The organism is Arthrobacter crystallopoietes (assembly GCF_002849715.1).
Lineage (GTDB): Bacteria > Actinomycetota > Actinomycetes > Actinomycetales > Micrococcaceae > Crystallibacter > Crystallibacter crystallopoietes.
This window is the reverse complement of the sequence record NZ_CP018863.1, coordinates 264,893-285,822: the sequence shown is the minus strand read 5'-3', so window position 1 is coordinate 285,822 and position 20,930 is coordinate 264,893. Positions and strand designations below refer to the sequence as shown.

The following is a 20,930-nucleotide window of genomic DNA, read 5'->3' as shown; positions in this document are numbered from 1 at the left end:
CTTTGGGAGCAACATGTCATGCTGCTCTGTTTCCCTCCCGTAAAATGGTCTCCTGTGTCTAGATTATTTGGTACCGACGGTGTCCGTGGATTGGCCAACGGACTGATCACTGCAGAACTGGCGATGGAAGTTTCCCAGGCCGCTGCGGTAGTCCTTGGCCACCGGCAGGTTCAAGACGGAAAGCGGCCCACCGCCGTCGTCGCACGGGATCCCCGTGCCAGCGGCGAGTTCATCAGCGCTGCCGTGTCCGCAGGGCTCGCCAGTGCCGGCGTGGATGTTTACGACGCCGGCGTGCTGCCCACCCCTGCTGCCGCCTACCTGGTCGCGGACCTGGGCGCGGACTTCGGCGTGATGATCTCCGCCTCCCACAACCCGGCGCCGGATAACGGCATCAAGTTCTTCGCCCGCGGCGGCCACAAGCTGCCGGACGAGGTCGAGGACGCCATCGAGGCCGAGATGAAGAACCCCCGCCACCGGCCCACGGGCGCCGAGGTCGGGCGCATCCAGCGTTTCGCCGATGCCGAGGACCGCTACATCGTCCACCTGCTGCAGACCCTCCCGGCGCGCCTGGACGGCCTCAAAGTCGTTCTGGACTGTGCGCACGGTGCGGCCAGCGGCTGCTCCCCGCAGGTCTTCTCCGACGCCGGTGCCGAGATCGTGGTCATCGGCGCCGAGCCCGATGGCCTGAATATTAACGACGGCGTGGGCTCCACCCACCTGGAGGAGCTGCAGAAAGCCGTGCTGGCCCACGGCGCGAACCTCGGCATCGCGCACGACGGCGACGCGGACCGATGCCTGGCGGTGGATGAGAACGGCACCGTGATCGACGGTGACCAGATCATGACCATCCTGGCCCTCGCCATGAAGGACTCCGGCCGGCTCAAGGACAATGTCCTGGTGGCCACGGTGATGAGCAACCTGGGCATGAAGCTGGCCCTGCAGGAAGCCGGCATCAGGATCGAAGAGACCGCGGTGGGGGACCGCTACGTGCTCGAAAGCATGCGCGCCCACGGCTACTCCCTGGGCGGCGAGCAGTCCGGCCACGTGATCTTCTCCGACTACGCCACCACCGGCGACGGCGTCCTCACCGGCCTGCAGATCGCTGCCCAGGTCGCCAAGACCGGCAAACCGCTCTCGGAACTGGCCAAGGCCATGAACCACCTGCCGCAGGTGCTGATCAATGTCAAGGACGTGGACAAGGCCGCAGTGAAGACCAACGCCGAACTGCAGGCCGCTATCGCCGCCGCCAGCGCAGTGCTGGGCGAAACCGGCCGGGTGCTGCTGCGCCCGTCGGGGACCGAGCCCGTAGTCCGCGTGATGGTCGAGGCAGCCGACATGTCCACCGCCCAATCCACCGCAGACCAGCTCGCAGCAGCGGTCAAGCAGCACCTCGGACTGCAGCAGCCGGTCGCCGCGGACTAGCGGCGGCGCAGTAGGGCATCAGTCTTCGCCGAAGGCATCGACGATGATCACCTCGTAAGTGTCGGCCGTCGGCGGGAGGCCGGTGTCGAACTTGGCGTTGACCACGGCCAGATCATCCCCGATGAGTGCCGCCGTCGTCGGTATCTGGAAGAGTTTGTCGGTGATGACTTCCCTTACTTCGCCGCGGCGCAGGTCATCGGAGACTCTGATCCGGCTCACCTGGTTGATCATGTTCTGAACGGCCCATACATTTCGGCCTTCGACCACGATGCCGTCCACGTGGGGCAGGTCCAGACTGCGGATGAGCCTGCTTTCCCCGCTCCGGGTGTTCACCGTGAAGAGCGATGCCTTGGCCGAGTGCGCGACTACCAGGGTGCGGCCGTCGTCGGCTACGGCAATGCCGTTGAGGTTGAAGTCTCCGGGTGTCTCGCTGGCCGGCCCCTTCAAATCCAATGTTCTCGCCTTCCCAAGGTCGCCGTCGTGGCGGTCAATGGGGACGAAGTACAACTCGCCCTGGAGTGAGTTGGTGAACCAAGCACCGCGTCTGGTCAGGGTGACGTCATTGATGAACGATGTCCCCGCTTTGGCCAGCTGGTACTTGGCCACGGTTTCGCCCGTGTCCGTGTCGTAGAAGTAGGCCTGCCCGGTATCCCCGCCGGCAACGGCGAGCAGATCATGCCGTTTGCTGAAGTCCATACCGACTGCCTTTCGGCCGTCCGGAGCGTCAATGATTTCCTTGGCCGTTCCGCTGCGCAAGCTGCCGCGGTAGATGTCACCCTCGAAGAGGTCACCCGCGTAGAAGGAGCTCCCCCTGCCGGCGGTGATTCCCTCGGCCGAGGAGGCGTCGGGAAGTTCGATGCTGTCCGGCGGATTGTCCGGACCGTCATGATGGCGGGGGTGGGCCGAGACGGGGCCGGCTGAGGCGATCAGGGCGGCTATGCCGAGAAGCCCTGCGGCGGTCTTGCCGAGCCGCGGGCGCCGGGAGGGAATTGGGGCTGGGCTGTTGCGCATGGGTGTCTCCGTGCGGAAAGAAGTCCGGGAGTCACCGGAGCGGGCTCCCAGTGTCTTCTCCAATGCTACGCGCGAAAGAACGCGTTTGGCCCTTGTAATTGGCCCTTTTCTATGGTGCTGGAACATGGCCGGTGGGACAGTTATTACATCAGCAGGACCAGCGGTGACAAAGGAGAAAGCCATGTCTTCCCCGGCTGAACATCCGTCGCAAGAACCGCCAGCGGCAGGCGGCGGACCCACTAAAAAGAAGGACCGTACCCATCTGCTCTACGTGTCCGTCATCGTGGCCGTGGTGCTCGGCATCATCATCGGCTTCATAGCGCCAGACTTCGCTCAGCAGCTCAAACCCCTGGGCACCGCCTTCATCGGGCTGATCAAGATGATGATCGCCCCGGTAATCTTCTGCACGATTGTGCTCGGCGTCGGGTCGATCGCCAAGGCGGCCACGGTGGGCAAAGTGGGCGGCCTGGCGCTCGGCTATTTCATCATCATGTCCACCTTCGCGCTGGCTATCGGCCTGGTCGTGGGCAACATCATCCAGCCGGGTGCGGGCCTGGACCTCGGCGCCACCGACTTTGAAGCCGAAGCTGGCGAGGAAGAAGCAGCCGGGACAGTCGGGTTCCTGTTGAGCATCATTCCGACCACGCTGTTCTCCGCGTTGACAGCCGGCAGCATTCTGCAAACGCTGTTCATCGCGCTGCTGGTGGGCTTCGCGCTGCAGAAAATGGGACCCAGCGGTGTACCGGTCCTGAGGGGTATTGGCTACCTGCAGACCCTGGTGTTCCGTATCCTCGTGATGATCATGTGGCTCGCTCCGATCGGCGCCTTCGGCGCCATCGCCGCCGTCGTCGGTGAAACAGGACTGGACGCGATTATCAGCCTGGGCACCCTGATGATCGCCTTCTACATCACCTGCGCCCTCTTCATCGTCGTTATTCTCGGCGGCCTGCTGAAGCTGGTGACGGGCATAAACATCTTCAAGCTCATGCGCTACCTGGCGCGGGAGTACTTGCTGATCGTGTCCACCTCGTCCTCCGAGGTTGCCCTGCCGCGGTTGATCGCGAAGATGGAACACCTGGGCGTTGCCAAGCCGGTGGTCGGTGTCACCGTACCTACCGGCTACTCCTTCAACCTGGACGGGACGGCGATCTACCTGACCATGGCTGCCCTGTTTGTCGCCGAGGCGCTGGGCAAGCCCCTCCAGCTGGGGGAGCAGATCTCGCTACTGGTCTTCATGATCATCGCCTCGAAGGGCGCGGCAGGCGTCACCGGAGCCGGACTCGCAACGTTGGCCGGCGGTCTGCAGTCCCACCGGCCGGATCTGGTGGAGGGCGTTGGCCTGATCGTCGGCATTGACCGGTTCATGTCGGAGGCCCGGGCCTTGACCAACTTCACCGGTAACGCTGTGGCCACGGTCCTGATCGGCAAGTGGACCCAGGAAATGGATCCGGAGCAGGTGGATAGGGTGCTGGCCGGAGCCGATCCCTTTGATGAGACCACCATGGATGAGGATCACGGCTACACCGGGACGGAGCCCGTGGGCACACCTGGACATCCGTACAAGCAGCACGCTCACTGAAGCCGGTTGCCCGGTCCGAAAGATGGAGTCAGCGGCGTAGGCAAGCCCAAAGCTCGGGGGTCGAGGTCTCCCCAAATGCTGGTTCTTGACAGGGGGATTGGCTCCAAGGTTTCCACAGGAGCGTGGTCTTAGCATTTAAACCATCAACCTCCGGTTCCGGCGGTTGACCTTTCTAGGCCGCAAGCTGCAGCGGCCTTAGACCGTCGTCACCGTTCACTCGCATACGGACGAAGACGACAAATGCCGGGGTGGCTGAAACTTTTCAGCATAGGAGCACCTCGGTAGACAGTGTCCCGGACCTCGACCTGCAACGAGGTCCGGGACACCTATTCTAAGGGGCTTCCACTGCATAGCCTCGCGGCTCAATGCGGACGCCGCAGCCGAGACCTCAGGCTTTTTTCAACTTTTAACAGCCACGATGGCCTCCTCCTAACCAAACCATTGCAGGAGCAAGTCATGTTAAAAGCACGTTTGCTACAACCTCGTGAGCCGGTGGCGGCCCGGCGCAGACCAGGGCGACGCAGTGTCGCCACCCTCGCAGCGGTGGCACTAACGGCGACCGGGGCAGGTGCGGCAATCGCCGCAACGGAAGTCACTGAGAAAAACCTTGATCACCTCACGGCCGTGGGACCTGTCAATGCCGAGCACGGATTCCCCGCTTGGTACGGCGACAGCACAGGTACTCGCGTGGAGCTGTGCCTCGATCTCCAGAACCCCTTGTGCGGACTCCTACCCGAGGAAATACCGGCTCCGGAATCGCCGATTTCGTTCCCGGAAAACTTCCCGGAGGAAGCGTTCTACATGCTCGCAGGATCCGAGCTCGACCTACCGGGCGGCGGCTCGGCAACACTGACCCTCGGACTGGAAGCCGCGTTCTCCAATGCGGTCACCGCTGGCGACCAGGTCGTCTTCGGACGCCAGCGCATTGTCGTCAAGGAGGGCCCCGCCAACACCACGCTGGCCTTCCAGCACCCCTACGGCAAGGTGACCGTGGATACGGATGCCAGCGGTGACGGCCGGCTGGTGGAGGACATTTCGCCAGCCAACGGCAACTTCACTACTGCCCTGAAGAGCAACATCGGGCCCTTCCTGAAATGGGATACGGGTGCCCCGGAGGGCTATCTGGGCAACCCCGATGTGGAACACAAGGTGACCGGCAGCCCGTCCAACTTTAACCAGTTCGCAGTCACCGGCGAAGGCATCAATCTGTCGACCGATCTCTTCACCGTCCAGGGCAAAATCGCCACCAACCACGGTGTACAGGCTGACCAAGCCATGGTCAACGGCAACATGATTGACGTTTTCGCCACCAGTGGCGGCACACAGTTGCATGTCGAGGGGCAGGAGGGCATGTTCGCGGCGACCCCTATGGTCACCGATGACGGATCCAACCGCTTCTACGCCCGGATCCAGTTGACGGGCGATACCGTACCGACGCAGGTCAAGATCACCAACATTAGTGATCAGCCCGCCAGCAGCAACATCGTTGACGTTACCAAGCCGACCGGAATCAGCGTCACCCAGGCAACCTACGACGGCACCCAGCTGACGGTAGCCGCTAACTCCGCCGTTGGGTGGCCGCTGACCGTGACCGGGCTGGGAGACCTGCCTGACACCCAAGCGGTCTCGTGGCCGGTGAAAGCGCCGCCGTCCAAGGTCACTGTGACAGCTGCGAACGGCGACACGGCGAGCCTGCCGGTCATGGTCACTGCGGGAGCCGCGACGCCGATTGGTCTAGATCCGGTCGATCCGGCTCCCGATCCCGGACCCGTCACCGACACGGGGGACGGTACAACGCCTACCGACCCGACAGATCCGGGAACAGATCCTGTAGACCCGACGGGTCCGGGGACGGACCCAGGGGACCCATCGGATCCGGGGACTGACCCTGTCACCCCGACCGATCCAGTTGAGCCGGCTCCGACCGATCCCGAGACACCGGCAGCGCCGGAAGCCGTGGCATCGGCAGCATCGACGAGCCTCGCCCGCGGATCCAGTGCGGTGCTCGATGGCAGCGCCTCCACCGGCGCCACCGCCTTCACCTGGTCCCAGATCAGCGGACCGGACGTGACATGGAAGGATGAAACCACCGCGAAACCGACGGTCACCGTACCGTATGCAGTGAAGACCTCCGATACTGCGCCGGCAACGATTAACAATGAGCCCATCAAGTTGCAGTTGATTGTCACTGGCGAGGATGGAACCCAGAGTGCTCCGGCCACCGTGGAACTGGAGCTCCAAACGGACGCGGTAACCATCGATGCCGGTGCTCGTTACCGGCAGGGCAAGGAGTTCCGTGTCAACGGGACGTCGACGCTAGCGGCCAACACTGCGATCCTCACGCCGGCGACTTCGGTTGTCATTTACGACACCACGCCCGGCCGGGCAGTCAAGAAGCTCGGGACGGCACAGGTCGACACGCTCGGTAACTGGAGCCTGCGGATGCGGCCGCCGCCCAGCCAGGCAGTGAGCTCGGTTCTGGTTCAGTCCACTCGTGGCGGATCTGCAACCGGAACAGTATCGAACCGGTAGCAAAGCCAGACAAGGAAAAGAAGTCCCCGTCCTAACAGGATGGGGACTTCTTCGATTCAGTAGGTGGACCGGGGTTCTTACTGCCGGCTGCGCAGGGAATCGCGGATTTCGGTCAGCAGCACGACCTGCGGGTCGGCTTCTTCTGCTACCGGGGTGATGCCCAGGCGGCGGTTGCGGCGTTCAATCATGTGGTTCATGGGAACGACGACGACGAAGTAGATGGCGGCGGCTACGAGCAGGAAGTTGACGATGGCGGTCAGCAGAACGCCGAACTGGACCAGGTTGCCGTTGAAGTCCCAGGCAGCGAAGCTGTCGAAATTGGGGGAGCCAACAAGTCCGGCGATGAACGGCATCAGGACGTTGTTAACAAGAGCGTTGACCACGGCGGCAAAAGCGGTGCCGATGACCACAGCGACGGCAAGGTCAATGACGTTGCCCTTCATGATGAATTCCTTGAATCCTTGTAACATGCGCCCCAATGTACCGCTTGTCGTACCGATTGCAATGGATCTTTAGCGGCTTTCGGGTAAACAGCTCAAAGATAATCAGGTGCAGCGGGCAATCCGTAATAGGTTTCCAGCGCCTTCGCGCCGCTGTTGTACATGTCGGCCGCGTCGGCTTTGCCGATAAAACGCAGGTGCCACGGCTCGGGCGAATATCCCGTAACGTCTTGCTGCCCGGGCTGGTAGCGGACCACGAAACCGAAGCGGTGGGCGTTCTGCGCGGCCCAGCTGCCGGCGGCGGTGTCCGCGAAACAGGCGCTGAGGTTGCAGGCACCGCTGCTGTCCCCGATGTCCAGGGCCAGGCCGGTCTGGTGTTCCGAGTAGCCCGGGCGGGCCGAGACTTCGTCGGCGCCGGCCTTGCCGTTGACGTTGACCCAGTGCTGGTAAGTGGAGACCTGCGTGTCGTAGGAGCGGAAGCCGCTCACGATGGTCATGCTCACGCCCTCGGCAGCGGCGGCGGCGAACATTTCCTCGGCGGCACCCGCGGCGGCGGCGCGCAACTGGGCGCCGGCGCCGCCCGGACCGGTTGTCACGTTGGGGGAGCGGAGGTCGGCCGGATAGTAATCTGCCGGTTCCAGCGGCCTGGCCTTATTAACAACGACGTCGATGCTCGCCGGATCGTCGTGGCTCTCCGTGCCGGGCTGGTCGGCTTGCTCCTCCGGTTCCTCCGGCTGTTCGGGTGGGCTGGTCTGCTCCGGCGCGGCAGGGGCCTGAGGCTCTTCCGTCTCGGGCACGCTGGTTTCTCCCGGTTCCGGGGCTGCTGTTCCCTCGTCGCGCCCCGCTCCCGAAGGTGACGGTGACGACGCAACGGCGGATGACGCCGTCGTACTTTGGTTGGAAGATTCGGGGGAAGGACCAGCGCAGCCGACAAGCACGGCTACGACGGAGGCAGCGGCGACGGATCGGGCCAGTGTGATGGCAGTCCTGCGGTTCATCTCAGGTCTTCCGCAGCAGCATCCGGCGAACCGAGTGGTCCGCGTCTTTGGTGAGCACCAGTTGTGCCCGGCCCCGGGTGGGAAGCACGTTCTGCTCCAGGTTCGGCTCGTTGATGCGGCGCCAGATGCTCAGCGCCGTTTCCACAGCTTCTTCGTCCGTCAGTGACGCGTAGCGGTGGAAGTAGGATTCCGGATTGGCGAACGCGGAGGTGCGCAGCTTCTGGAACCGGTTGACATACCACTGTTCAATATACGAGGTCTTGGCGTCCACATAAATGGAGAAGTCGAAGAAATCGCTCAGCGCCAGGCCGGAGCGGCCGTCCGCGCGGGGCCGGGCCGGCTGCAGCACGTTCAACCCCTCGACAATCAGCACGTCGGGACGGCGGACCACAATTTCCTTGCCCGGGACGATGTTGTAGGTCAGGTGCGAGTACCAGGGCGCGCGGACTTCCTCGGCACCGGACTTGACCTCGCTGACAAAACGCAGCAGGGCGCGGCGGTTATAGGACTCGGGGAAGCCCTTGCGGTCCATCAGGCCGCGGCGCTGCAGTTCCTCGTTCGGGTAGAGGAAACCGTCCGTGGTGATCAGCTCGACGTTGGGGGTGCCCTCCCAGCGGCGCAGCATCTCGCGCAGCACACGGGCGGTGGTGGATTTTCCGACGGCGACCGAACCGGCGACGCCGATGACAAAGGGAGTGCGGCGGGTCTGTTCGCCCAGGAAGGTGGTGGTGGCTTTATGGAGCTCGCCGGCCGCGCCCACGTAGAGGTTAAGCAGCCGGGACAGCGGGAGGTAGACCTCGCGCACCTCGTCCATGTTCAGTTGTTCGCCCAGACCGCGCAGCCGCTCGATGTCTTCCTGGTTGAGGGGCTGTTCAATCTCGTTGGAAAGCCGGGACCATGTCTGCCGGTCCAGCTCGACAAAAGGTGTGACGTTACTCTCACCATTGGATGACGCCGTCTTCGGTGTCTCTTCACTCACTTAACGAATTGTGCCTGTTGGGCGGCACATTACCCAAAATCAAGACGACGTATACCCGGCGGCCGGAATCGGGTGCTAGCTGGTGGTGCCGCGTTTCATGCCCGCCCGGTGCGGCTCTGAAGCGGTGGGGCAGGTACGCTTTATGGCATGTGTGGAATCGTAGGTTATGTAGGCCGCCGCGACTTGCCGGCCGTAAGCAGCAGTGCTGATCTTGCTCCTGGAATTGACAGCCACAGCGCCCTCGACGTGGTGCTGGAAGGGCTGCGGCGCCTGGAGTACCGCGGGTATGACTCTGCCGGCGTGGCCGTTATTGCAGACGGCGGCATTGAGTCCCGTAAGAAGTCCGGCAAGCTGAGCAACCTGGTCACCGAGCTGGAAGAGCGTCCCCTGCCGGTGTCGCTGACCGGCATCGGGCACACCCGGTGGGCCACGCACGGCGGCCCCACCGACCAGAACGCGCACCCGCACCTGGCCGATGACGGCAAGCTCGCCGTCATCCACAACGGCATCATCGAAAACTTCGCCGAGGTCAAGGGATCGCTGCTGGCCAAGGGCCACACCTTCCTCTCCGAAACAGACACCGAGGTAGCCGCCGTACTGCTCGGCGACATCTACCGCTCGCTGGTCAAGGCCAGCGGCGGCAAGGCCGTCCTGGCCGAGTCCATGCAGCAGGCCTGCCAGAAGCTCGAAGGCGCGTTCACGTTGCTGGCCATCCACGCCGATGAGCCCGACGTCGTCGTCGCCGCCCGCCGCAACTCGCCGCTGGTGGTCGGCCTGGGCGAGAACGAGAACTTCCTCGGCTCCGACGTCTCCGGCTTCATCGACTTCACCCGCCGCGCGGTGGAACTGGGCCAGGACCAGATTGTCACCATCACCCCGGACAGCTTTGAGATCACCGACTTCTTCGGCAAGCCGGCCGAAGGCACCGAGTTCCACGTGGACTGGGACGCTGCCGCCGCGGAAAAGGGCGGCTTCCCCTCCTTCATGGAGAAGGAAATCAACGACCAGCCCGAGGCCGTGGGCCAGACCCTGCTGGGCCGTTCCGATGCCGACGGCCGGCTCACGCTGGACGAGGTCCGGATCGACCCGGCCGAGCTGAAGAACGTCAACAAGATCATCGTGCTCGCCTGCGGTACCTCCGCGTATGCCGGTCAAGTGGCCAAGTACGCGATCGAGCACTGGGTCCGCATCCCCACCGAGGTGGAGCTCAGCCACGAGTTCCGCTACCGCGACCCGATCGTGGACGAGCGCACCCTGATCGTCTCGATGTCCCAGTCCGGCGAGACCATGGACACGCTGATGGCCGTGCGCTACGCCAAGGAACAGGGCGCCAAGACCCTGGCGATCTGCAACACCAACGGCTCCACCATCCCGCGTGAATCCGACGCCGTGCTCTACACGCACGCCGGTCCGGAGATCGCCGTCGCCTCCACCAAGGCGTTCCTGGCCCAGATCACCGCCGCGTACCTGCTAGGCCTGTACCTGGCGCAGCTGCGCGGGAACAAGTTCCAGGGCGAGATCAAGGACATCCTCTCCGACCTGGGTGCTATCCCGGCCAAGATCCAGTCCGTCCTGGACAACGCGGACCAGATCAAGAAGCTGGCCCGCGAAATGGCCGAGACCCGCTCCGTGCTGTTCCTGGGCCGCCACGTCGGCTTCCCGGTAGCCATGGAAGGCGCGCTGAAGCTGAAAGAACTGGCCTACATCCATGCCGAAGGCTTCGCTGCCGGCGAGCTCAAGCACGGCCCGATCGCGCTGATCGAGGAAGGCCAGCCGGTATTCGTCGTCGTGCCTTCGCCGCGCGGACGCCATTCGCTGCACTCCAAGGTGGTCTCCAACATCCAGGAGATCCGCGCCCGCGGCGCCAAGACCATCGTCATCGCTGAAGAGGGCGATGAAGCGGTCAAGGCCTACGCCGAGCACGTCTTCTACATCCCGGAGACCCCGACCCTGCTCGCACCGCTGCTGGCCACCGTGCCGCTGCAGATCTTCGCGTGCGAACTGGCCAATGCCAAGGGCTACGACGTGGACCAGCCGCGCAACCTGGCCAAGAGCGTCACCGTCGAGTAGAGGCTTCCAGCCATAACTGACGTAGACAATAGCTGTCCGATGGGATTTCCCAACGGGCAGCTATTGTTCATTCAAGGCCTGAGCGGCCGCTGTGTGGATAGGTATGAAACATGATTGTGGGAATCGGCGTTGATGTGGTGGAGGTGTCGCGCTTCCGGAAGCAGCTAGAGCGGACGCCGGGATTGGTGGACCGGCTGTTCACGCCGGCCGAGCGGGTCCTGAACACGCGCTCCTTGGCCGCGCGGTTCGCCGCCAAGGAAGCGATTGCCAAGGCTCTCGGCGCACCTGTGGGGATGAACTGGCAGGACTGCACCATCTGCGTTGACGACGGCGGAGACCCGTACCCGGAGTTCACCGGTACCGTGGCGGCCGCGGCGGAGGCCAAGGGTGTGAAGTTCTGGCACCTGTCCATGAGCCACGACGGCGACCTGGCTACCGCGATGGTCGTCGCGGAGCGGTAGCCGCGCGGCAGTGTGCCCTCCTCACGCTCAGTATCGAGCGGCTCTCCTGGACGGACACTCGTGGCCGAGCCTGCCCCGAGGAGCGTCCGGAAAAGAAAACGCATGACGGTGCTAGTAGTGTTATCCGTGCTGCGCCGGAGGAATATTGGGGACAAGATTCGGAGTCTGGGCACGTGAGCGGTACGAGTTCACTAGCTCGTGAATGGTGGCTGCATCGATAGCTGCGTTCTTAAGTAGCGCGTCACGCACCCATTCCGACTGCAGTAGGTGGGTGATTCGCCTTCTGACCGCGGTTCTGGACGGTGAGCCGGCCAAGAAGTCCCATGCCAACGGCCCACGGAAATCCGGCCTGCTGAGCAACTCCCGAAAGGCGGCGGCGTCGTCGTGATTCCTGGCAGCGTCAAAACTTCGCTCTGCCTGCGCGGTAATCATGCGGTAGGTCCGCTCCAGAAGCAGATCCAGACGCACTTGGGCACTCTCAGGGGCATCCGCTAACAATCCGTTGCAGTACTCCAGGATATTGATATTCGTAGCCGGCGAGCCGTACTCATGGCGCTGATCTGCAGGTGTTCGAGGCATCAGCGGTCCGTCCTGAACGGGGAAGAACGCATGGGCAGATGTTACTGGTGGTTCTTGAAGCGATCTTGGGTGCCGTGGCAGTGGCAGGAGTTATCCCGTTGCCAAGCGTTCAAGGCCGCCTGGCAACGGGATACGTGGGTCAATCCTCTGTTGGTACGTGGGCAGGTGCCGCGTTGATCGGGTCGTTGGGATCGGGGTCGCCTGATTTATACCCGACGGAGAACTGGGCCATCATGTCGTGATCCTCGTGGGGGAGATTGTGGCAGTGGATCATGTAGCGGCCGCGGTGGTGCTCGAATTTCATCAGCACGCGCACCGTTTCACCTTCGCCGAGGTACACGACGTCCTTGGGTCCTTTCTCATAGGGGAATGGCGCTCGGCCGTTTCGGCTGAGGATCTGGAAGTCCACAAGGTGGATGTGGACCGGATGGAACCAGCCGCCGGAGCTGTTCTCCATCTCCCAGATTTCCACGTCGCCAAGGTCCGGGTCGGCGAAGACTTTTTGATAACCGCTATCGACCACTTCCTGCCAAGTGTGGCCATCTACGGTCCAGATATCGCCGTCCCTCTTGAGCCGCATCCGCCGGGTCTTGACCGAATCGGCCGCTTTCAATTCCATCGCCGTGCTGGATGCGAGCGCGGTGGGCATGGTTCGTGCGGCCGGACCGCTGGTGTCTACCGGGGCGTCGGTGACATCGAAAGCCATGACGCGGTTCGTGTAGTCATAGTCGATGTTGTTCTTGTTGGACGCGTTGCGCAGTTCGACCCGCTGTCCCGCCCGATACTTGGAAAAATCGATGAGAACCTCGTACCTTTCCGCACTGGCGTGGCGCCATGACGCTACACGTTGGGCGACGGGCATCAGGCCACCGTCGGTAGCGACCATGGTCACCGGGTCGCCGGTGCTGAGCCTGAGGTTGTAGGAACGGGAGATGGATGCGTTCAGAACACGGAAGCGGTAGATGCGGCGCTGGACTTTCATCACCGGCCACGGCACGCCGTTCACCAGGATGATGTCTCCCCAGAGCCCGGAGCGGGTGTGGTCGTCGTACGCCAGCCTGCCGTTCTGGGCGAACATGGCATCCGAGATGGTCAGGGGAACGTCGAATTGCCCCTGGGGCAGGAGGTCCCGCTCCACCGGGTCATGCATGTGGTAGTGCCCGGCAAGACCGGAATAGACGTTCTGGGCCGTGGTGTGGACAGCGTGATCGTGGTACCAAAGCGTCCGCGCGGGTTGGAAGTTCGGGTACTCGTAGTCCTTGCAGAGTCCCTTGCTAGTCACGTCGCTGGCGTACCCGTCGTACTGCGGCAACGAGGCCGATCCGTGCAGGTGGGTCGACGTGGAGAGGACGTGGCCCAGCTGCGGATGGGTCAGTGGCAGGAGATTGTCCATGCGCAGGCTGATCTTTTCCCCTTGTTCGACATGGATGGTGGGCCCGGGGAACGATCCGTTGTAGGTCAACAGCGGCGTGCTCAGGCCGGGAACGATGTTCCCCGTGCCCTCTTTCTGCACGATGTGGTAGAAGTGGTGCTTCTGTCCATCGGCATCGATAACTGTTCGTTTTGGTCCGAGGACCGGCGGGATGGTGAGGGCCCGCTGGTAGGGCTTGGGCATGTTCCTAGCCGCGAGAGTGCTGGCTGACTTTGCCTGTAGGGATGACAGCGGTGCTCCCAATGCAACCGCCCCGAGGATCCCTGCCCCGCCGATCTGGAGAACGTTTCGGCGTGTTAGTGACATGGCTGTACCTCTTAGCTGACTTGACTGCCTTGCAGAAATCAGTGAACCGGCGGAACTTGTAGAAAGCTTGGGCGCTTTGCGATTTTTCAGGATTCTCTAAGAAACGGCCGACATCATGGGCACTCTCAAGAGGAGGGCTGTGGGTATGGCAATCGGAATACGTCCTGCGGCAAGCGTCGTCCTGGTAGCGGCCGCGCTGCTCTCGCTCGTGTGGGCTTACGTCCACGGCGGCGGCTCTGAGCCAGGGCTCTTGGACAAATCGGGGCCGTTGGTGCTGTGGGGACTGCCGGTGGCGAAGCTGTGCTTCAATGCTGCAGCCGCCGGCACGATCGGCGCCCTCGCGCTGGGCGCCTACGCGATACCGTCCCGGGGACCTGCATTTGCAAGGGTTGTCAGGTTCGCTGGGCGAGCGGCTGTCCTGTGGGTTGTCTCCGCGGCAGCGCTGTGCGTTCTGGGCTTCCATGCGGTGGCCAATACGGCGCCGTTTTCCGCAGGATCCGGCGCGCTGCTGGTTTCCTTCCTGGTGGCTCCTGGTCCGGGCCGGACCGCCGCCGCGAGCGTTCTGATGGCCGCCGTCGTCGTTGTCCTGTGCTTCAGCATCCGTTCCCGCAGGGAGGCGTTTGCGACGGCGTTGGTTGCGGTGGCCGGCCTGGTTCCACCGGTTCTGAGCTCCCATGCGGCAGGCGGTGTGGACCACGCGGACAGCACCGTGTCCCTGGCCTTGCATGTGGCCGCGGCCGCCGTGTGGATGGGCGGACTGCTCACCCTGTTCGTCCTGCGCAGGACGCTGACGGACGTCGGCTTGGGGACAGTGGTGCGCCGCTATTCGACACTGGCGCTGGCATCCTTCATGGTGCTGGCGGTTTCCGGGCTGCTGAGCGCGTGGGCTGCGATCGGCAGCCTGGGCCAGCTGGCCTCGCCTTACGGCTCGATAGTCCTTGCCAAGACGGCGGCGCTTGTTGTGCTGGGGGCCTTCGGTGCGGTGCAGCGTCGTGCAGCGATTGCGCGGCTGCATCGGGACCCGGGCCGGGGGACAAGGCCGTTTGCCATGCTGGTTGTGCTGGAACTTGTTGTTATGGCAGCCGCCTCCGGCTTGGCTGCAGCGCTCGGCCGGACCAGCCCGCCCACCGGCGCTTCGTCCGCCTCTTCGGCTTCGGTGCTGCCTGGCCCGGGCATCCGCGAGGCAGTTACCCGCTGGGAACTGGATCCGCTCTGGACGCTGCTGTGCGGCTTCGCCGTCGTGCTGTATCTGGCCGGTGTGCGGCGGCTCCGACACTCCGGAGAACGGTGGCCGGTCCGGCGGACGGGCCTCTGGCTTCTCGGCATCGCTGTCCTCTTCACCGTCACAAACGGCGGACTCCACGTTTATCAGGCCGAACTGCTCAGCGTCCATGTCCTGACCCAGATGCTGCTGACCGCGGTCATCCCGCTGCTCCTCGTTCCAGCGGCGCCCTTGACCCTGGCGGAGCTCACCATCCGGCCCGAAACGGGTGGGACCCCGAGCGCCGGCGGCTTCATCCGGAATATCGTCCGGCCGCTGCTGAACGCTGCTGCGGCAAAACCGGTTATTCCTGCTCTCGTCCTGGCCGCTACGCTCCTCGCCTTCTACTACTCTCCGTTGCTCGAGTACTCCGCGCGGACCCAGCCGGGCTACGGCCTGATGACGCTGGTGGCGCTGTCCAGCGGCTGCCTTTTTACCGCTGTCCTGACCCGCCCACTGGGACCGTCACATCCGAAGGACCGGGCGGCAAGGTTCTCGGTTCTGGCCGGTACCGCCGTCCTGTACGCGGTCTACGGGCAGGCCCTTCAAGCACAGGCCCCCGTCCTTGGTCAGCCGTGGGAGACCGCCGCCGGCAACCCTTGGCCCGCCAGTTGGGCGGCGACCCCCGAGACGGGCGGGCAGTTTCTGCTGATCCTGGCAGCCGTCTCGCTCGCAGCCCTCGCCGTCGTCGTACTTTTCCGATCACGGGAGGAGCGTCGGAGCGAACCCGCACAGGCCGCGGCGGATAAGCTTTCCGTCCGGAATGGAAACAGGCCCCGTGTCCGTTGAGCGTGCCACAAGTGCGGGAGCGCCCGGCGGCGCCCGCAGAGGGGCGGTCCGGCCGGGGGTGGTTTACAGTGGGGTCCTGGTCCTGCTCATTCTGGCCACGCGGATGTTTGTCCTGGAGCCGCACCTGATCTCCTCGGCCAGCATGGCGCCGACGCTTGTGCCGGGCGATGTGGTCATCGCCAACAAGCTGGGCCCCTCAGTATCCGGCGTGCATAGCGGCGATATCGTCACGCTGCCGAGCCCGGACGGAAACGGGAGGCTCATCAAGCGCGTGGTGGCGACCGGCGGACAGAGCGTCGGATTGTATAGCGGGGAGCTAATCGTCGATGGGAACGCCGTGGACGAGCCCCACGTCAACAGGGACCAGCTGGGCGGCATATTTTTCGGGCCGGTGACGGTACCCGACGGGCAAGTCTTCCTGATGGGAGACAACAGGCTTGAATCCGTGGACTCCCGGCAGTTCGGGGCGGTCGACGCCGCGCGAGTGGACGCAACGGTTCTGCTGGTCTTACCCTTCGGCCATCCATGATGGCACCCGCCCCGATTGGAGCGGGTGCCACGGCTGGCGCGGGAGTTGTTAGAGCAGCCCGCCCAGCAGGCCCAGCTCGTTGTCCTCGCCGCCGTCGGTAATGCTGTCCGCAGAGGCGTCCGCATCGACGTCGCTGTTCACGTTGGGATCAACGTCCACGCCTGCGGTGTTGCCCTGAGGTTGCCGTTGAGGAAGTCACCCAGCGAGATGTTGCCCGTGTCTTCGGTGCCGTTGCCGGTCACCTGGGTGATCGTCTCATCCAACTGGTTTTCGGTGTCATACCCGGTGTCGGCGCTGGCCACGGTGCCGGATTGGTACTCATGCCGGATTTATTTAAACGATTCGTGAGGAAGACCGACGGCGGTGCCCACCACGCGCGCTAACCCCCGCCACTGCGGCACCGGAGGCTACCGGCTAGGATCTGGTCATGGGAGATGCTGAGGATGTTTTCGAGGGACCCGCGGTAGAACTGCCTGAACCGATGCAGCGCTCGCGGGCGCTCTACCGGCCGGAGTCCGAAGTCCAGCGGCCGGTACGGCACGCGCGTGGATACGAGCGGTTCGTCGCCTTCTGCAGCGAACAGGACGTGGACGCAGCACAGCTGGGATCGGATCCGGCCCGGCTCGTGGAGTTCCTGCACTCGTCGGGTGCCCGGATCGCCGCTGACAGTGCGCTCGAAGCCGCGGCGGGAGTGTTCGCCGGAAACGTGCTGGCTCACCTGCGGCCGGACGCGCAGTGGCGGACCTTCGAGGGCAGTTCACCGGCCGTCGGAAACGATGACCTGCAGTTTGAGATCGAGGGCCTCCCCGGCCGGATCCGTGAGGCCGATGTGGAGTGGCTGGAGGGCTTCATCTCCGTCATCCAGGAGTGGCAGAGCGAAGAGGCTGAAAGCCTGCCCGCCATGCAACCGCGGCCGGTGCCGGCTGCACCGGGCCAACCTCCGTACGTCCGGCCGGCGCTCCCGGTGGAAGAGTTCAGGTCCCCGGACGGGCAGCCCATTCCGTACGGAAGCCGGTGGGGCGTGGACGGTCCGCCGCTGGAGGCCTACAGTGTGGACAGCCATACGGAGCGCTTCGCCGGACTGCACACCGTGGCCCGCGCACTGATCGAGCACCTTCGCGAGGTGTACGACGTCGATGCAGAACCTGACCCTGAGCGCGTGCCGGAACTGCTGGTGCACTCCGAGGAGGTGCGGGAAGCGGTCCGGTTAACTCCCCGCGACCCTGGCGCCGCGGTCCTGACTTTCGGGTTTACCAGTTACCCCGGCGTGGTGGTCCATGCCGGGCTGCTGCACGAGTTCATCTTCCCGTCCTGCGGCTGCGATGCCTGTGACGAGACCGCCGAATCGGAGGCCGACCGGCTGGAGCGGCTGGTGCTTGCGGTAGCGGCCGGCGGCTACGGTGAGCGGTATCCGGTGGGCCGGCGTGGGTGGAGCGAATATGCGTTGACGGCGGCGGACGGTTCCTGGTCGGAAGGCGGCAGGGGAGAGCCCGATGCCGTCGCAGGGACCCGGCTCCGCGAGGCCGAGCTGAAGCTGCAGGAAGTTCCGGAGGGCTGGCGTCCTTGGCCGTTGCGGAACAGCTGACGCTTAGGCCTTCTCAGGCGCGGATGAAGATCGCGGAGGCGGCGGCGGATTCAACCATCAGGTCGCTGTGTCCGACGAGGACGTACCAGTATGTCCGTCCCCGCACCGCTCCGGTATCCAGGAACTTTTCGGGATTGCCGCGGCGGCGGTGCACACGGCGCAGAGCCCCTGCCTGGGAGGGGATGAAGGCACTGGAATCCGCCTTGGCTTCCCAGCGGTAGATGGCGTAATGCCGCGGCAAGGTCCCGCTGTTTGAACCGCGCCAAATCAGCTCGACGCCGGAGCCGTTCCAGCGCGCGCTGCTGATCACGGGCGTGTAGGGACGCTGGGTGCCCAGATGGGACATGACCGGCGTCATGGCCACCCGCTTGTAGTACTTGTCCTTCACCAGGGTGATGCTGCCCAGCTTGTTGGCCCGCACGGACTTGGCTGAGAAGTACACCTGGCCGCTGACCCTTGCCGTCGCCCGGCACTTGGCGGTGTGGTTGTACAGCTCCCGCCGGTCCTGCCAATCGGCGCCCTGGGCTGGGTCGCCGACCTTGTAGGCGGCCTCGCCGATGTAGAGCTTGCAGCTGGTGCCGCTGACCTGGGCTGACCACCAGTTGACCAGCGTGTTGTAGTCGGCGGCCGGATTACCTTGGTGCCAGTAGAGCTGCGGCACCACATAGTCCAACCAGCCCTGCTTCACCCAGAGCCGCGAGTCGGCGAAGATGCCGTCGTAGCTCTGGAACCCGGAGGTCGCGGAGCCGCGGCTGTCCGTCGACTGGTTGCGCCAGATTCCGAACGGGCTGATGCCGAACAGCATCCGTGGTTTGGTGGCGGCGATCCTGGCGCTCAGGTCGCGGACAAAGACGTTCACGCTGCGCCGCCGGAAGTTCGCCAGGCTCTCGCCGGGCAGCCGGTAGGCGTTGTAGGCAGCCGAGTCCGGGATGCTTTGGCCGGTCACCGGATAGGGATAGAAGTAGTCGTCCAGATGCACGCCGTCGACGTCGTACTTCGCCACGACCTCGGCAATCACCTTGATGATGAAGCTGCGCACAGCGGGAATGCCGGGGTTGTAGTAGCGGCGGCCGCCGTAGGCGAACGTCCAGCTGGGATTCTTCCGCGCGGGGTGCCAGGAGATCAGGTCGGCCAGGTTCGCCGTCATGCCGGCACGGAACGGGTTGAACCAGGCGTGCAGATGCAGGTTCCTGGCATGGGCCTGGCTGACCGCGTAGGGCAGCGGATCGTAGCCGGGGTTCCTGCCTTGGGTGCCGGTCAGGTAGCGGGACCACGGTTCACCGACTTTGGACGGCCAGAAGACATCGCCGGCCGGGCGGACCTGCAGCATCACGGCATTCAGGTTCCGGCTGCGGGCCAGATCCAGCCAGCCGCGGAGCTCGGCCTGTTGGACTGCGGCGGTCAGGCCGGAACGCGACGGCCAGTCGATATTGACCACGCTGGAGAGCCAGAAACCACGGAACTCGTGCTTCGGCGCGTCCGCGACGCGGGCACGCTCCCGCGCGGTGATGCGGTAGACCCGGTTGGGAACGGCCGCGGCGAGGCTTACCTCGAGCGGCCGCGGACCTGCCGCCGTCACCGCTCTGGACAGGCTGCCGCCGAGCAGACCTGCGGCGCCGAGCACGGTCAAGGCCGCCGCAGTATTGAACTGCCGCCGCGAGAATGTAGACCCCAAATCGCTGCCAGTCATGGCCAGCTCACCTCGATAAAGAATGCTGCTAGCTCAACGATACGCTTGCGATCAGCACCGCAACAGGGGAGGGTTTAAGACGTCTTCGAAGGAGAATAAGCCATGACAGCACCGAATGAATACGCGAGTGTCCGCTACCTCGTCGACGACGTTCAGGCCGCCGTCGACTTCTACACCACCCACCTCGGCTTCACCGTCAACATGCAAGCACCGGCCTTTGCCGATGTCATCCGCGGCCCGCTGCGGGTGCTGCTCTCCGGGCCTGCGAGCTCCGGCGCCCGCGCCACCCCGGCGGATTACGCCGCTCCCGGAGCCAACCGCATCCATCTCATCTTTGATGACCTCGACGCCGAGATCGAGCGGTTGCGCAGCGCCGGACTGTCTTTCCGCACCGACGTGGCCGGGCCCGGCGGGCGCCAGATCCTGCTCGCCGATCCCGCGGGAAACCTCATCGAACTGTTCGAATCCGCCCAACGGCCCTGACTCCGCAAACGACTATCGAAAGGCACGCTTATGACGACCAAGATTTCCAAGGGCATCGCCACGCTGGTGGCGCTGTGCGCGCTGCTCCTGACCGGCTGCGACAACCCCAACGAGGACGAAGGAAACAACCAGGACGTCCAGCAGGAACAGAACGAGAACAACGGCGAAGTGCAAGAAAACGACGGCGGCGGTGAAGAAGGCGGCAACGAACAGGGCCGCGAAGGCGGCGGTGAAGAAGGCGGCGAAGCCGACGACTAAGAGACTGTTTCCCTCGCGCGCTCACTCGGGCCTGAGGCTTTTCACGTAGGCATACGCCTCGTCGACGGCGCGGGACCAGCGTTGCTCGGTCTCCCGGGGATCGTCCGGGAGGGCCGGGTAGGCCACCCATTCCTTCATGGTCCGCGTCCCCATGATGACCGGCTCTGCCTCGCCGGCGGAAACGACGGCCTCCGCCCGGTGCCGCGGGATCTTCACGATCAGCCTGTCGCCGCCACCCAGGAAGGCGAAGACCTTCCCGCCCACTTTCATGCCGGGGCTGCGGAACATGGTGCCGCGTTCGACCAGAGGGTCCTCGGAAAACCGGAGCGCGAGCGTATCCAGGAGGGCAAACGAGGCCTCGTTGCCTGGCCGGTGCCGGTCCGTCATGTTCCGGTCCTTCCTTCCTGCATCGGTGGGATTCGAGCGATAGCCGCTTCCCGCCGTCGTAATTGGTCCGATGTTGCCGAATCATCATCAAACTGTCTTTCGCATACTGTATGAAAGATACAAGAGCGTCTAACGTCAG

General features: G+C 64.3%; 18 protein-coding genes. 10 read left to right on the top strand and 8 right to left on the bottom strand.

Going from position 1 to position 20,930, the window contains the following annotated elements; all coding sequences use genetic code 11:
- The first annotated feature begins 54 nt into the window (after positions 1–54).
- Entirely contained in the window at positions 55–1,422 is a 1,368-nt protein-coding gene (gene glmM / locus AC20117_RS01295; RefSeq protein ID WP_074701335.1) for a phosphoglucosamine mutase, read from the top strand.
- A gap of 18 nt (positions 1,423–1,440) precedes the next feature.
- On the opposite strand, the gene AC20117_RS01290 is transcribed toward glmM, so the two are convergent.
- A complete protein-coding gene (locus tag AC20117_RS01290; protein WP_074701336.1) occupies positions 1,441–2,433 on the bottom strand; it encodes an SMP-30/gluconolactonase/LRE family protein in 993 nt (330 codons plus the stop codon).
- Between the two features lie 181 nt (positions 2,434–2,614).
- On the opposite strand from AC20117_RS01290, the gene AC20117_RS01285 reads away from it, so the two are divergent.
- Both AC20117_RS01285 and AC20117_RS01280 read left to right on the top strand, forming a co-directional pair.
- Positions 2,615–4,012 (top strand): cation:dicarboxylate symporter family transporter, encoded by a 1,398-nt coding sequence (locus AC20117_RS01285; RefSeq protein WP_083339785.1) that lies wholly within the window; start codon positions 2,615–2,617, stop codon positions 4,010–4,012.
- Positions 4,013–4,636: 624 nt separating this feature from the next.
- On the top strand, positions 4,637–6,544 hold the full coding sequence (locus AC20117_RS01280; protein ID WP_218928477.1) for a hypothetical protein: 1,908 nt from the start codon (positions 4,637–4,639) through the stop codon (positions 6,542–6,544).
- A gap of 77 nt (positions 6,545–6,621) precedes the next feature.
- Here AC20117_RS01280 and mscL read toward each other — a convergent pair whose 3' ends face one another.
- The 3 genes from mscL to coaA form a co-directional block, all read right to left on the bottom strand.
- Positions 6,622–7,014, bottom strand: a complete 393-nt coding sequence (gene mscL / locus AC20117_RS01275) for a large conductance mechanosensitive channel protein MscL (RefSeq protein WP_074701338.1) — start codon at positions 7,012–7,014, stop codon at positions 6,622–6,624.
- Between the two features lie 65 nt (positions 7,015–7,079).
- Positions 7,080–7,982 carry a M15 family metallopeptidase gene (locus AC20117_RS23760; protein ID WP_074701339.1) on the bottom strand — a complete coding sequence of 301 codons (903 nt, stop codon included), beginning with the start codon at positions 7,980–7,982 and terminating at the stop codon, positions 7,080–7,082.
- A gap of 1 nt (position 7,983) precedes the next feature.
- Complete coding sequence (gene coaA / locus AC20117_RS01265; protein WP_074701340.1) at positions 7,984–8,961, bottom strand: type I pantothenate kinase; 978 nt, start codon at positions 8,959–8,961, stop codon at positions 7,984–7,986.
- A gap of 147 nt (positions 8,962–9,108) precedes the next feature.
- Here coaA and glmS point away from each other — a divergent pair, with 147 nt between their 5' ends.
- Both glmS and AC20117_RS01255 read left to right on the top strand, forming a co-directional pair.
- A complete protein-coding gene (gene glmS, locus AC20117_RS01260) occupies positions 9,109–11,031 on the top strand; it encodes a glutamine--fructose-6-phosphate transaminase (isomerizing) (protein WP_074701341.1) in 1,923 nt (640 codons plus the stop codon).
- A 110-nt stretch (positions 11,032–11,141) separates the two neighbouring features.
- Positions 11,142–11,492 carry a holo-ACP synthase gene (locus AC20117_RS01255; protein WP_074701342.1) on the top strand — a complete coding sequence of 117 codons (351 nt, stop codon included), beginning with the start codon at positions 11,142–11,144 and terminating at the stop codon, positions 11,490–11,492.
- Positions 11,493–12,210: 718 nt separating this feature from the next.
- Here the strand turns inward: AC20117_RS01255 and AC20117_RS01245 are convergent.
- A complete protein-coding gene (locus AC20117_RS01245) occupies positions 12,211–13,686 on the bottom strand; it encodes a multicopper oxidase family protein (RefSeq protein ID WP_236777411.1) in 1,476 nt (491 codons plus the stop codon).
- Between the two features lie 268 nt (positions 13,687–13,954).
- Here AC20117_RS01245 and AC20117_RS01240 point away from each other — a divergent pair, with 268 nt between their 5' ends.
- Together AC20117_RS01240 and lepB are read left to right on the top strand one after the other, a co-directional pair.
- Positions 13,955–15,859, top strand: a complete 1,905-nt coding sequence (locus tag AC20117_RS01240; RefSeq protein WP_074701345.1) for a bifunctional copper resistance protein CopD/cytochrome c oxidase assembly protein — start codon at positions 13,955–13,957, stop codon at positions 15,857–15,859.
- On the top strand, positions 15,849–16,388 hold the full coding sequence (lepB, locus tag AC20117_RS01235; RefSeq protein ID WP_158300424.1) for a signal peptidase I: 540 nt from the start codon (positions 15,849–15,851) through the stop codon (positions 16,386–16,388). The genes AC20117_RS01240 and lepB overlap by 11 nt, the downstream gene beginning before the upstream one ends.
- Positions 16,389–16,525: 137 nt before the next feature.
- Here the strand turns inward: lepB and AC20117_RS23190 are convergent, their stop codons facing one another.
- Positions 16,526–16,690 (bottom strand): hypothetical protein, encoded by a 165-nt coding sequence (locus tag AC20117_RS23190; protein ID WP_158300423.1) that lies wholly within the window; start codon positions 16,688–16,690, stop codon positions 16,526–16,528.
- A 125-nt stretch (positions 16,691–16,815) separates the two neighbouring features.
- Here AC20117_RS23190 and AC20117_RS23755 point away from each other — a divergent pair, with 125 nt between their 5' ends.
- Complete coding sequence (locus AC20117_RS23755) at positions 16,816–17,973, top strand: DUF6226 family protein (RefSeq protein ID WP_236777410.1); 1,158 nt, start codon at positions 16,816–16,818, stop codon at positions 17,971–17,973.
- 13 nt (positions 17,974–17,986) lie between these two features.
- On the opposite strand, the gene AC20117_RS01225 is transcribed toward AC20117_RS23755, so the two are convergent.
- Positions 17,987–19,663 (bottom strand): glycoside hydrolase family 10-like protein, encoded by a 1,677-nt coding sequence (locus tag AC20117_RS01225; RefSeq protein ID WP_074701347.1) that lies wholly within the window; start codon positions 19,661–19,663, stop codon positions 17,987–17,989.
- Positions 19,664–19,765: 102 nt separating this feature from the next.
- Between AC20117_RS01225 and AC20117_RS01220 the strand changes: the two genes are divergently transcribed.
- Together AC20117_RS01220 and AC20117_RS01215 are read left to right on the top strand one after the other, a co-directional pair.
- On the top strand, positions 19,766–20,146 hold the full coding sequence (locus AC20117_RS01220; protein WP_074701348.1) for a VOC family protein: 381 nt from the start codon (positions 19,766–19,768) through the stop codon (positions 20,144–20,146).
- A 30-nt stretch (positions 20,147–20,176) separates the two neighbouring features.
- A complete protein-coding gene (locus AC20117_RS01215) occupies positions 20,177–20,404 on the top strand; it encodes a hypothetical protein (protein ID WP_074701349.1) in 228 nt (75 codons plus the stop codon).
- Positions 20,405–20,425: 21 nt separating this feature from the next.
- On the opposite strand, the gene AC20117_RS01210 is transcribed toward AC20117_RS01215, so the two are convergent.
- A complete protein-coding gene (locus AC20117_RS01210) occupies positions 20,426–20,791 on the bottom strand; it encodes a TfoX/Sxy family protein (RefSeq protein ID WP_074701350.1) in 366 nt (121 codons plus the stop codon).
- Between the last annotated feature and the right edge of the window lie 139 nt (positions 20,792–20,930).

Coding starts and splice junctions, on each gene's coding strand:
- AC20117_RS01290 (WP_074701336.1), bottom strand. CDS start 2,433: ATGCGCAACAGCCCAGCCCCAATTCCCTCCCGGCGCCCGCGGCTCGGC.
- AC20117_RS01285 (WP_083339785.1), top strand. CDS start 2,615: ATGTCTTCCCCGGCTGAACATCCGTCGCAAGAACCGCCAGCGGCAGGC.
- mscL (WP_074701338.1), bottom strand. CDS start 7,014: ATGTTACAAGGATTCAAGGAATTCATCATGAAGGGCAACGTCATTGAC.
- AC20117_RS23760 (WP_074701339.1), bottom strand. CDS start 7,982: ATGAACCGCAGGACTGCCATCACACTGGCCCGATCCGTCGCCGCTGCC.
- glmS (WP_074701341.1), top strand. CDS start 9,109: ATGTGTGGAATCGTAGGTTATGTAGGCCGCCGCGACTTGCCGGCCGTA.
- AC20117_RS01255 (WP_074701342.1), top strand. CDS start 11,142: ATGATTGTGGGAATCGGCGTTGATGTGGTGGAGGTGTCGCGCTTCCGG.
- AC20117_RS01245 (WP_236777411.1), bottom strand. CDS start 13,686: ATGCCCAAGCCCTACCAGCGGGCCCTCACCATCCCGCCGGTCCTCGGA.
- AC20117_RS01240 (WP_074701345.1), top strand. CDS start 13,955: ATGGCAATCGGAATACGTCCTGCGGCAAGCGTCGTCCTGGTAGCGGCC.
- AC20117_RS23755 (WP_236777410.1), top strand. CDS start 16,816: ATGGGAGATGCTGAGGATGTTTTCGAGGGACCCGCGGTAGAACTGCCT.
- AC20117_RS01225 (WP_074701347.1), bottom strand. CDS start 19,663: ATGACTGGCAGCGATTTGGGGTCTACATTCTCGCGGCGGCAGTTCAAT.
- AC20117_RS01220 (WP_074701348.1), top strand. CDS start 19,766: ATGACAGCACCGAATGAATACGCGAGTGTCCGCTACCTCGTCGACGAC.
- AC20117_RS01215 (WP_074701349.1), top strand. CDS start 20,177: ATGACGACCAAGATTTCCAAGGGCATCGCCACGCTGGTGGCGCTGTGC.
- AC20117_RS01210 (WP_074701350.1), bottom strand. CDS start 20,791: ATGACGGACCGGCACCGGCCAGGCAACGAGGCCTCGTTTGCCCTCCTG.